Source organism: Pseudomonas brassicacearum (genome assembly GCF_000585995.1).
Classification (GTDB): Bacteria; Pseudomonadota; Gammaproteobacteria; order Pseudomonadales; family Pseudomonadaceae; genus Aquipseudomonas; species Aquipseudomonas brassicacearum_A.
Window position 1 is genome coordinate 178,291 of sequence record NZ_CP007410.1, and the last position, 10,854, is coordinate 189,144.

A 10,854-nucleotide genomic window follows, 5' to 3' on the forward strand; every position below is an offset into this window, starting at 1 on the left:
GTTGAGGGTGTTTCAAATGAAGTCGATGGCCTTGAGGTAGTCAGCGCCACGGCGCAGCAGGGCCGGGGATTTTTCCGGGTAGCAGGCGCCCATCTGCCGAACACCGGCACGGGCGTTGTCGTGGCTGATCAACGAGATATCGCCAATGTCTTCCTCGAAGCCGTTGAGGTAGAAACCCAGCACGCCAAACAACGCGTTGTCGGCATCGACCCGGCCTAATTGCCGCTGCCAGTCGGCGACGCTCACCAACGAGAATTCCCGGCCGCTGTCGCGGAACGACGCCACATAGGCGTCCCAGCTCAAGGGTTCGGGGTTGTGCAGGTTGAACACCGCTTGCGTCGGCTGATAACGGCTGGCGTGGAAGGCGATGAAGCGGGCGAGGAAGTCCACCGGCATCAAGTCGAAATTGAGGGACAGGTCCGGCACCTGGCCGAGTTGAATCGAGCCCTTGAGCATCAGCATCAAGCGGTTTTTATGGGGTTGGCAGACCCCGGTCAGGCTGTTGAAACTGATGTTGCCAGGGCGGAACAGATTGACCAGCACCCCTCGTTCGCGGGCCCTCTGCAGGATCCGTTCGCCGACCCACTTGGACAGGTTGTAGCCGTTCTTGATGTAGATCGGCGGCGTCTTGGCGGCGGGTTGTTCCAGGACCTGTCCATCGGCGTCCAGGGCGCTGGACGCCGAAAGCGTGGAGACGAAGTTGAAGATCTTCTTGCTGCGCCCTTCACACAGGCGCAGGCATTCGAAGATCGGCTCCACGTTGTCCGGTGCCAGCGACGCATAGTCGAGCACATGATTGACATGGGCAGCGTTATGCACCAGCGCGCCGAAGGTGCGGTCGATGCGAGCGTAGACGTCATCCGGCAAACCCAATTGCGGCTGGGTGATGTCGGCGGCATAGACACTGACGCGACTCAGGTCCAGGTGCGACAGACGATTGTCCCGCAAGGCCTGGGAAAAGCGCTCAGCCGCGCTTTGCTCTGCGGACGCGCGCACCAGGCAGGCGACTTCGGTGGCGCCCCAGGCCAGCAACGCCTCGACGATGTGCACGCCGAGAAAGCTGTTGGCCCCGGTCACCAGCACCTTATGCACATCACCGCACTGGCTGATGGGCAACGGGTCGAGGTTGAGTTCCGCTTCGGCATCGATGAAGGCCTGGGGGCTGAGGGTCGATGCGCTGCTCTGTCCGGAGTCGTCCAGCAACTGCGCCAAGGTCATCAGCGTGGGCGCCTCGATGAAACGATTGATCGACAAGCTGCGCCCGAACGTCTGGCGGATGCTCAACAGCAGTTGCGACAGCAGGATCGAATGCCCGCCCAAGTTGAAGAAGCTTTCGTCCGTGGCAATGTCCTCGACCGGCAGTTCCAGCAGCTCGGCCCACAGTTGCTGCAATTGTGTTTCCAGGGCGTTCTGCGGCTGGCGCCGCTGGCTGCCGACATGGACCTGCACCGCCGTTGCCAGCAATGCCCGGCGATCGACCTTGCCGTTGCTGGTGTAAGGCAGGCTGGGCAATTCGACATAGGCCGCCGGGTGCATGTAGCTGGGCAGCGTGTTTTGCACATGCTCGCGCAAGGCCTGGAGGGCAGCGCCGGGCCGCTCCTCCCGGGGATGCACCAGGAACGCCAGGATCCGCCGCCGCTCATCGACCCCCACCGCCACCTGGCGAAACAACTGGCTGTCCCGCAGGCAGTGTTCGATTTCCTCGGGCTCGACCCGAAAGCCACGGATCTTCACCTGATTATCGCGACGTCCACTCAGCTCAATGCCACTGTCGGTCCACTGGCCGATATCGCCAGTGCGATACACCCGCAAGGTTTGCCCGGCGGGCAGCGTCAGGTTGAGGTAACGGGTCGCGGTCAGTGTCGGGTCGTTCAGATAGCCCAGGCCCACCCCCGGCCCGGCGATGTACAGCTCGCCTGGCGTGCCTTGCGGTACGGGCTGCAGCTGTTCGTCCAGGATCAGCACCCGGCCATTGGCGATGGGCACGCCGAGGTTGCGGTTGTTGTCGCCGATGCCGAATTGCCGCGTTGTCGCCAGCACCGTGGTTTCGGTCGGGCCATAAATATTGTGGAACCTGCACTGCGGCGCGAGCTGTTCGATCACGAACGGCTCGCAGACATCGCCACCGGTAATCAAGTGGGCCAGGCCCAACGGCGCCTCCAGCGGCATCACGCTCAGGAGTGCGGGCGGCAGGAACGCGTGAGTCACCTGCTGTGCGCCCATCAGTTCCACCAATTGTTGTGGATCGCGGCGCTGGTCTTCGCTGGGGACAACCAGTACCGCGCCCTGGATGAAGGTCGGCAGGATATCCAACAGCGACGCGTCGAAATTGATGGTGGAAAATTGCAGCGCCCGACTGTCGCGCTGCAAGCCGACATAGTCGCCATACCAGGCGCAGAAATGGCTGAGGTTGCGATGGCTGAGCAACACGCCTTTGGGTTGGCCGGTGGTGCCGGAGGTGTAGATCGCCACGGCGGGCTCGTCGATGGCCATCACCCGACGGATCAGCGAGGTCGGGATGCCAGGCTTGGACGCCGGCAGCCGATGCACATTCAGCGTCGGCAGCATGAGGTCGTCCAAGTCGCTGTCGCCGTCGTGCAGCAGCAGGTCTGCCCGGGCGTTCTCCAGGATAAAACGCCGACGTTGCGCCGGGTGTTGCGGGTCCAGCGGCAGGTACACGGCACCACAACCCAGCACCGCCAGGATCGCCGCGTACAGTGGCGCTGACTTGGGCAGGCAGACGCCGATCACCAGCGGTTGGTCGGAGGCTTGCCGAAGCTTTTCCAGCATGGCGTGCTGCAACCTCAGCGCCAGGCCACGCAAGGATTTGTAGTCGGTGAGCTGACCATCGACCCACAGGGCCGGTTGCGTCGCGTCATCGAGCATGCGCTGTTCGATGCTGTGCATCACCGGCACTTCGGCCGCGGTCAATAGCAAGGGTACCGGTGGCCGGTTGAGACGGTGCTCGAAGGCCAATGGCTCCAGGGCATCGAGCGCCTGCAAGGGCTGGTCGGCAGCGTCAGCCTGCACCGTCGGCCAGTGATCGAAGCAGGTTTCATCCCGGGAAAACTGACTGACCAGCCGCGCACCGTCCTCGACCACCGCTGCCAGCGTACGCAGCCGCAGGGACTGGCCGTTGCCGTCGCTGTGCTCGGCGATCATCTGCCGCGACAACAACCGCTGCGCACCGTCGTGAATAACCACCACCGATTGCGGCAATGCCTGATCGGGTATTGCCTGCAATGCCACGCGCACCTGAAGGCACAACCGGGCCTGGATGACGCTCGGCGCCGTACCGTCGTCGATCAACACATCCACCGCATCGTGGCTGGCCAACGATTCATGAGCGACGACCCCATGGCCGTGCAGTTCGAGTTCCTGGGCCAGTTCGGCCATGGCCTGGCTTGTGCCAGACACTGCAATTTCGAGGCGTCTCATCGAAGGGTCCTCATGGGGTCAAGTAGTCGGCGAGGGCGTCGCGTACGCAGGGGGAGGCGAGCATGGAGCTGCCGCGCAAAAAGCGCGTGATGTTGCCCACCAACGGGTGAAAACGATTGATGGGGTAGGCCAGCGCGCTGGCGTCTTCACGCAGCGACTGGCGCACCGATTCGTCGACGGGCAGGTGGGCGATCAGCTCGAAATCGAACGCCTGCTGCAGATCGCTCGCCAAGTACTGGGCGATGAAACCGGGCAGCAATCGCGCAAGCGCCTCGCGGTCCTGGTCGGGCGCGGTGCGCCAATAGATCTGCACCAACCGCGTCCAGAAACCGGAGTGGCGGCCTTCGTCCAGCAAGTGGTCGGCCATCAGTCCCTTGATCGAGGCCTTGACCGAATCATCGCGAGCGAACGCCGCCACTTCGTTGGTCACGGTGTTCTCGGCAATAGCGATGCAGATCAACTCCACGGCGCTGAGCAAATGCTCCGGCGCCTGGGCCAGCGTTGCCGGGATCGCACGGCTGAGTTCGATCTGCGAAGGCAACGGGATCGGTGCGATGCCGGTCATGTCGATGGTCTGCTGCATGAAGTCCATTGCCACCAGGGCGTGGTAATCCTCGTCCACCACCACGGTCATTGCGTCATAGCGGCAGGCGAACGGGAACTCGATGCCGAAGCTGTTCTTGGCGATACGCCGGGCGGTGTGGTCCACCAGTTCTGTCTCGAAAATCACCACGTCGTTGATGAACTTGTAGAGGCTCTGCACCAGCACAAAATCGCGCAGCTGCGGGCAGTGGCTGAGAAAGGTCTGGCTGTGCACCAGCGGCTGACGGCTCATGGGGAAGATCAGCTTGTCGTCGTCCTCCACCCGACGCCGTGGTCGGGTGCGGATGGTGGCGCGGCTTTCCCAGGCATCGGCAAAGGATTGGTATTCAGCGGCGTTCATGGCATCACCTGCGCAACCGGCTGGGCCATGCTCTGGCGCAGACCGTCCCACAGTGCCGCGCGGCTGTGGACGGCGGCGAGGGCAGCGGCCAATACCTCCGTTTCGCGCTGGGGGTCGCCGTCGATCAGCCGGGCCAGCAGTTTTTCCGCCGCCGGGCCGTGGTCTTCGGAGTCGACCTCGATGTGTCGTTGCAGGTAGTAACGAAAGGTCGGCGCCTGATCCAGGCCAATGCCCCAGGCGTCCAGCATGCGCTGGAACATTTGCGGGATGACACTCTCGCGACCATGCACGAACGCGGCGGCGACGCTGTGGGCCGGGGCGTGCAGGGCGGTGTGCAGGGTCTGGCGAACAAAGCGTGCCGCGGCGGGTTCTACCTCGACGCTTTCCAGTGCCGTCTCGGGGCTGACACCTTCCTGCTGCAGAGTGATGAATTGCTCGATCGCACGGGTATCGGCACCGACCTCCCGCATGGCGTCCAGGTACAGTTCGAAATGGCTGCAATAGCCGGCTCCGGGGCGGTCATCCGATTCCTCGCCCAAGACAATTTCGTTGATCAGGCGTGCAGCGTGTGGGTCCGCCGGCGGCAGCCAGGGCAGGTGGACACAGGTCAGCTCGCGCTGCAGCCGTTTGGTCAGTGACATGAAGTCCCATACGGCAAACACGTGGCTTTCCATAAAGCGGCGTAACAGATCAATTGATGTTATTTCGGAAAAAACCGGGTGTTGGCCAAGTTCGTGCTTTTTCAAAAATAATTGTTCTTTGGTTGGCTGCATTGGAACGTCCTCATCAATGATGTTGTGTTCGGAAAGTTGCCCGTTTTTTATTGAGTCGAACGGGCGCCTGAACCGAAGTCCATGATTTACCCAAGTGGCTCAATTTGTTGCTTTGAATGCGTATTGTCGGCTTGGAGCGCCCGATTCTTAAGCGTTGGTCGGAAGCGGACACAGTCGATAACAATTCGACGATTAAAAAACTAATACACAAAACAAGTAAGCGGCAAGAGATTTTTTAATTATTTAAAGTGGCAAGTTTATTAGGCGCGAAGTGGGCTATTAAAACTTTTTATATAAGTTTTATTCAGGCGAAGAGGCTCCTTCCGATTTAGGGGTATCAGAATCGAATAGTTCGAGTGAATGCCTCACTCGGAGCACTTCAGGGATCAGGGAATTAAGAAATTTGTGATTTATGGGAGGGACGCCGGTCGGACAGCCGATCATCCCGCCAGTGGGCGACGCTCCTTGCGTATTGGCTTCGATTCGCTTGGCCTATGGCCAGGCGCTGACTTCTTCAGGTCTGTTTTTTAATCGACAAGCGCAAGAGTGAGCCCAAATCGATGGCAGTGCCATTGAACTGATTGGGCGACGCGCTGCGGCCACGGTCAGACCGCGCTGGGCAGGCGAGCGTAGGGTCGGAAGGATATGTAAGAAGTTTTTACGCCGGCGGGACCGCCGGCGTGGGATCAACGATTTGACTGCTGCTCCAGATACCGGCGCATGGTGACGGAGGCTTTTTCCAGGTGGAGTTCCAGCAAGCCAATGGCTTTATCAATGTCTTTGGCACGCGCGGCGTCAAGCAGCGCGCGGTGATCGTCCTGACTCAACTTGCCCAGCCCCATGGACGACAGATGAAAGCGTAAAAAACGCTCTTCTTCATTGAGCTCGCGCTCGACCAGGTCCAGCAGTTTTCCGTTGGGCGCCTTATGGTAAAGCGACATGTGAAACAGCCGGTTGAGCTTGCCGATCTCTGCGTGGTTGGTTTCCGTTTCCAACTGTTCGATGTATTGGGCGGCCAGGGCCAGATCGCTGTCATCGAGCAGCGGAATGGACAGGCGCAGGGCGAAAGACTCCAGGACCGAACGCAGGGCGTAGGTCTCGACCGCATTGTTGGTGATCAACGGCGCTACCACGGCGCCTTTGTGCTGGACCACATTGAGCAGTGATTGGGCCTCGAGTTGGCGCAACGCCTCGCGTACCGGCATGCGGCTTACTCCGAACAGGTCCGCCAGTTCCTGCTGGCGCAGGGCGGTGCCGCAAGGCAGGCGCCCATCGAGAATGGCTTCGCGCAGGGATTCTTCGATGATCGAGCGTGCCTGGTCAGCGGGAATGGGTCCGTTGACCTGGATAGTGCTGAGCGGTTTGGGCTTCTGTGTCACGACAACGCACCCTGAATGGTTATAGCGAATTGGATCCAAACGAACATTAGTTACAGATTGCCAAGCCGTCAAAGTATCGCGGCCGCGGCTCCTGAACTAAAGTTTAGCGTGCCTGCGGTGATTGCACCCTGCCATTGTTTTTTGCCGGCCCAGGCTTCACCATCCAACGAATTTCCAACGGCCCTTTTCGGACGTATTTCCCTTGGCTGCACCTTCTCCTGTCCTCAGGTCCTTGCGCTGGTTGTGTTCGGCATTGTTGCTGGCCGGCCTCCTGCTGGGCGGCCTGCGGGCTGACTGGGACTTTGCGCAGATCAGCCGACGGGCGCAAGCGATATATGGCCCGCTGGGCGAAGGGCAACAACGAATCGACGCATGGCAACAATTGTTAGCGACCCAGAAGCAGATTCCGGAGCTCGAGCAGCTCAAGGTGGTGAACCTGTTCTTCAACAAACAGGTGCGCTACGTGGAAGACATCGACCTGTGGCATGAGGTCGACTATTGGGAAACGCCGATCCAGGCCCTGTGGAAGGGCGCCGGTGATTGCGAGGACTACGCCATCGCCAAGTACTTCAGCCTGCGTCATCTCGGGGTGTCCAGTGACAAGCTGCGCATCACCTACGTCAAGGCCTTGCGGCAGAACCGTGCGCACATGGTGCTCACCTATTACGCCACGCCCGAGGCGATGCCGCTGGTACTCGACAGCCTGATCGACGGCATCCAGCCGGCCAGCCAGCGAACCGACCTGTTGCCGGTCTACTCTTTCAATGCCGAAGGGCTGTGGCTGCCGGGTGCCAAGGGCAACAAAAAAGTGGGTGACACCAAACGCCTGTCTCGATGGCAGGACGTGTTGAAGAAAATGCAGGCCGAGGGTTTTCCGGTCGAGACGACTAACTAGGAGCGCGCGCTCAGATGTCCTTGTTCAAACAGCTGTTGATCGCTATCTGTCTGTTCCTGGTGGTTGCCTTCAGCGGCAGCTTCATGGTCAGCCTGGAGAGTTCGCGGGCCCAGTACGTCAACCAGTTGCGCTCCCACGCCCAGGACGCGGCCACGGCGCTGGCGCTGTCGTTGACGCCGAACATCGACGACCCGGCGATGGTGGAGCTGATGGTCAGCTCGATCTTCGACAGCGGCTACTACGCCAGCATCCGCGTGGTCGACGTGGCGACCGACAAGACCCTGGTCGAGCGCACCGGCACGCCGGACGCCGGCAGCGTGCCGCAGTGGTTCATTAAGCTCATTGGCCTGGAGCCGGCCGGTGGCGATGCCATCGTCAGCCGCGGCTGGGAGCAGGCGGCGCGAGTCGAAGTGGTCAGCCACCCGATGTTCGCCCTCGCCAAGCTCTGGCAGAGCGCATTGGGCAGCCTGGGCTGGTTGTTGCTGTGCGGTGCCGTGAGCGCGGTGCTGGGGGCCTTGCTGCTGCGTCGCCAGCTCAAGCCGCTGGATTACATGGTGCATCAATCCCATGCCATTGCCCGGCGCGAATTCTTGAGCCTGCCGGAGCTGCCGCGCACCCCTGAGTTGCGTCGTGTGGTGCAGGCGATGAACCAGATGGTCGAGAAGCTCAAGGCGCTGTTCCAGGAGCAGGCCGAGCGCAGCGAGAAACTGCGGGTCGAGTCCTACCAGGACAACCTGACGGGCCTGGCCAACCGGCGTTACTTCGAAATGCAGCTCAATGCCCGGGTGAGTAACCCGGAGCAGGCCAGTTCCGGTTATCTGCTGTTGCTGCGGGTCAAGGACCTGGCCGGTTTGAACCAGCGCCTGGGCGGGCAGCGCACGGACCAGTTACTCATGGCCGTGGGCGAGCAATTGCTGCGTGAGTGCGCCCGGCATCCGGAAACCCACAACCTGGTGACGCGCATCCGCGGCGGCGAGTTCGCCGTGCTGGCGCCAGGGCTGGTCCGTGACGAAGCGCTGCAATTGGCGCAGAACCTCGAAAACGCCTTGGCGAGCTTGCACGCCACTGGCGCGACCGATGTGGCCTCGGTGGCTTCCATCGGACTGGCGCCGTTCATTCATGGCGACTCGCCGCAAGCGGTGCTCCAGCTCGGCGACCAGGCTCTTGCCCAGGCCGAGAGCCAGGGTGAGCCGGGTTGGGCGTGCCTGGACCATAGCGCGTCGGCCAGCGTTGGCGACGATCACCATGCCTGGCATACGTTGCTCGACCAGGCGTTGAGTCATCAGCGTTTTGAGCTGTACTTCCAACCGGTGGTGGCCGCTCAGGACACCCAAGTGGTGTTGCATTACAAAGTTCTGTCGCGATTGCTGGATGAGCACGGCCAGACCATTCCCGCTGGGCGCTTCCTGCCCTGGCTGGAGCGCTTTGGCTGGACTGCGCGGTTGGACCGCTTGATGCTTGAACAAGTGCTCAAGCAGATGGCTGGGCACGAACAGTCCCTGGCGCTGAACCTGTCCTCCGCGACCCTGGCCGACCCTCAGGCGCTGAATAAAATCTTTGAAATCCTGCGGGCCCATTCCAACCTCGGGCCGCGCTTGACCCTGGAGATTGGTGAAGAGCAATTGCCAGAGCAAGCGGTGCTGGAGCAGTTGACCCGGCGTCTGCGCGAACTTGGCTTCTCCCTGAGCCTGCAGCGCTTTGGTGGGCGGTTCAGCATGATCGGCAACTTGTCGCGGCTGGGGTTGGCCTACTTGAAAATCGATGGCAGTTACATTCGTGCCATTGATCAGGAGAGTGACAAGCGTCTGTTCATCGAGGCTATCCAGCGTGCTGCTCACAGTATTGACCTGCCGTTGATTGCCGAGCGGGTGGAGACTGATGGGGAGCTGGCGGTGATTCGGGAGATGGGGTTGTTTGGGGTGCAGGGGCAGTTGGTTGGGGAGCCTCGGCGTTGGGGGTGAGGCTTGGTGACGAAGCGGGCTGTAGCCTTTTGACCGAGTACATATTCATTGCTGCGGTAACGGCCACTTAGGGTTCCGCCCTGACGGCGGGTCACTTTCGAAGAGCGAAAGTAAGCAAAGCGCTTTTGCCCCACCACTCGGTGCCTCGCCTAGGCTCGGCATCGAGTGGTGGGGCAAAAGCGCTTTGCTTACTTTTGCGCTTCTCAAAAGTGAGCCGCTGTAAGAGCGGAACCGCCAGTAGCCGTTACCGCAGAAACGGATATACACCCCCTCCAAAAGCAAGGTCCTAGGAGATTTCCTTCAAGTTGTAGCGAACTTGGTGAACTTGTCCGGCGTCTGCCTCATGGCTAGCCTGGGTTTGTCACTGAAAAAACGGTGACACGGACGTGCAAGTCCGGAATATCTGTTTAGGGCGAAACGGCCCATGCCATTCAGCGACCTCATTTGGACTCGCTGTGTAGCAAAGGCTCCTTACTAGTCGTTTAGGAGTACCCCAATGACAACTTCACACAGTTCCAACACACTCGACGAAGCTGCCCAGCGCGCCCTCGACTACTACCTCAATCCCAAACCTACCGATGAAGCCCCGGGAAAACCCCCAACCGCCCAGCTCTTCATGGTTTCCCCAGACATCGACACCGAAACCCTTCTGGCCAATGCCTCCGAAGACTTGCTGTCCATCAGCGCCATCGCCGCCGACCTGGCTGACGACGTCGACGGCTCACGCCGCAGCGTGATCCTGGCGATCAGCCGGATGGCCGATGGGGTGCAGTTGTTGGTGGAGCGGGCGATGGATCGGCTGGAGGTTCAAGCGGCGGGCTGACAGGCCTGCGGTGAATTGAGGACTGTCATCGCGAGCAAGCTCGCTCCCACACGGGGTCTGTGTCGAGCCGGACTATCGAGGTCAACACCGATCAACTGTGGGAGCGAGCTTGCTCGCGATAGCGTCAGTCCAGACAACACGTCCCACTGTGGCGAGGGAGCTTGCTCCCGCTGGCCTGCGAAGCAGGCCCCCAGCAGCTCTTTAGGCAGACCGCGTTGCCTGGTTTTGCGACTGCTGCGCAGCGGAGCGGGAGCAAGCTCCCTCGCCACAGGGATCGGGTTGTGTCATTTGAGGCTAGATCAACCCCTTCTCATCATCATCGATCAACCGGCTCAACCCGCCCAAGGCTTCCCGGGCCTGGGTGCGGTCCATCAGCTTGGCCTGGGCTGCGGCTGGCAGGTCGGTGACGCGGATGACGCCTTTGCTGGTCAGCACCTGGATCAAGTCATCGAGTACCCGGATCATCTCCAGGTCGCTCTGCTTGAGCTGCTTGAGGCTGTTTTCTACCGCCTGGTTGGCGAACCAGTCCTGGATCTCGTGGCTGTCGGCCGGCAGGGTTTCGGTGGCTTCGGCATACGTGGCGGCTTCCACGCGCACCAGCAGGCCTTGTGCATCGCGTTGCACATAAAACATCGGGCATCC

At 61.0% G+C, this 10,854-nt stretch carries 8 protein-coding genes; 3 read left to right on the plus strand and 5 right to left on the minus strand.

Going from position 1 to position 10,854, the window contains the following annotated elements:
* Window positions 1-12: 12 nt before the first annotated feature.
* The 4 genes from CD58_RS00835 to CD58_RS00850 all read right to left on the minus strand — a co-directional run bounded on the left by CD58_RS00835 (window position 13) and on the right by CD58_RS00850 (window position 6,533).
* Entirely contained in the window at window positions 13-3,438 is a 3,426-nt protein-coding gene (locus CD58_RS00835) for a non-ribosomal peptide synthetase (protein ID WP_025211207.1), read from the minus strand.
* Between the two features lie 10 nt (window positions 3,439-3,448).
* Window positions 3,449-4,381 carry a diiron oxygenase gene (locus CD58_RS00840; protein WP_025211208.1) on the minus strand — a complete coding sequence of 311 codons (933 nt, stop codon included), beginning with the start codon at window positions 4,379-4,381 and terminating at the stop codon, window positions 3,449-3,451.
* Window positions 4,378-5,154 carry a DUF3050 domain-containing protein gene (locus CD58_RS00845; protein WP_025211209.1) on the minus strand — a complete coding sequence of 259 codons (777 nt, stop codon included), beginning with the start codon at window positions 5,152-5,154 and terminating at the stop codon, window positions 4,378-4,380. The genes CD58_RS00840 and CD58_RS00845 overlap by 4 nt, the downstream gene beginning before the upstream one ends.
* Window positions 5,155-5,840: 686 nt before the next feature.
* Entirely contained in the window at window positions 5,841-6,533 is a 693-nt protein-coding gene (locus CD58_RS00850; protein ID WP_025211210.1) for a GntR family transcriptional regulator, read from the minus strand.
* Between the two features lie 202 nt (window positions 6,534-6,735).
* Here CD58_RS00850 and lapG point away from each other — a divergent pair, with 202 nt between their 5' ends.
* From lapG to CD58_RS00865, 3 genes are all read left to right on the plus strand, one after another.
* Complete coding sequence (gene lapG, locus CD58_RS00855; RefSeq protein ID WP_025211211.1) at window positions 6,736-7,428, plus strand: cysteine protease LapG; 693 nt, start codon at window positions 6,736-6,738, stop codon at window positions 7,426-7,428.
* A 14-nt stretch (window positions 7,429-7,442) separates the two neighbouring features.
* A complete protein-coding gene (gene lapD, locus CD58_RS00860; RefSeq protein ID WP_025211212.1) occupies window positions 7,443-9,389 on the plus strand; it encodes a cyclic di-GMP receptor LapD in 1,947 nt (648 codons plus the stop codon).
* A gap of 496 nt (window positions 9,390-9,885) precedes the next feature.
* A complete protein-coding gene (locus tag CD58_RS00865; RefSeq protein WP_025211213.1) occupies window positions 9,886-10,212 on the plus strand; it encodes a DUF6124 family protein in 327 nt (108 codons plus the stop codon).
* A 294-nt stretch (window positions 10,213-10,506) separates the two neighbouring features.
* On the opposite strand, the gene CD58_RS00870 is transcribed toward CD58_RS00865, so the two are convergent.
* The gene (locus tag CD58_RS00870; protein WP_025211214.1) at window positions 10,507-10,845 is read right to left on the minus strand and encodes a hypothetical protein; all 339 of its coding nucleotides are present in this window, start codon (window positions 10,843-10,845) and stop codon (window positions 10,507-10,509) included.
* Window positions 10,846-10,854 lie beyond the last annotated feature (9 nt).

Bases quoted from the DNA above. Each gene is read 5' to 3' on its own strand.
- CD58_RS00835 (WP_025211207.1), bottom strand. From the start codon at position 3,438: ATGAGACGCCTCGAAATTGCAGTGTCTGGCACAAGCCAGGCCATGGCC.
- CD58_RS00840 (WP_025211208.1), bottom strand. From the start codon at position 4,381: ATGAACGCCGCTGAATACCAATCCTTTGCCGATGCCTGGGAAAGCCGC.
- CD58_RS00845 (WP_025211209.1), bottom strand. From the start codon at position 5,154: ATGCAGCCAACCAAAGAACAATTATTTTTGAAAAAGCACGAACTTGGC.
- lapD (WP_025211212.1), top strand. From the start codon at position 7,443: ATGTCCTTGTTCAAACAGCTGTTGATCGCTATCTGTCTGTTCCTGGTG.
- CD58_RS00865 (WP_025211213.1), top strand. From the start codon at position 9,886: ATGACAACTTCACACAGTTCCAACACACTCGACGAAGCTGCCCAGCGC.
- CD58_RS00870 (WP_025211214.1), bottom strand. From the start codon at position 10,845: ATGTTTTATGTGCAACGCGATGCACAAGGCCTGCTGGTGCGCGTGGAA.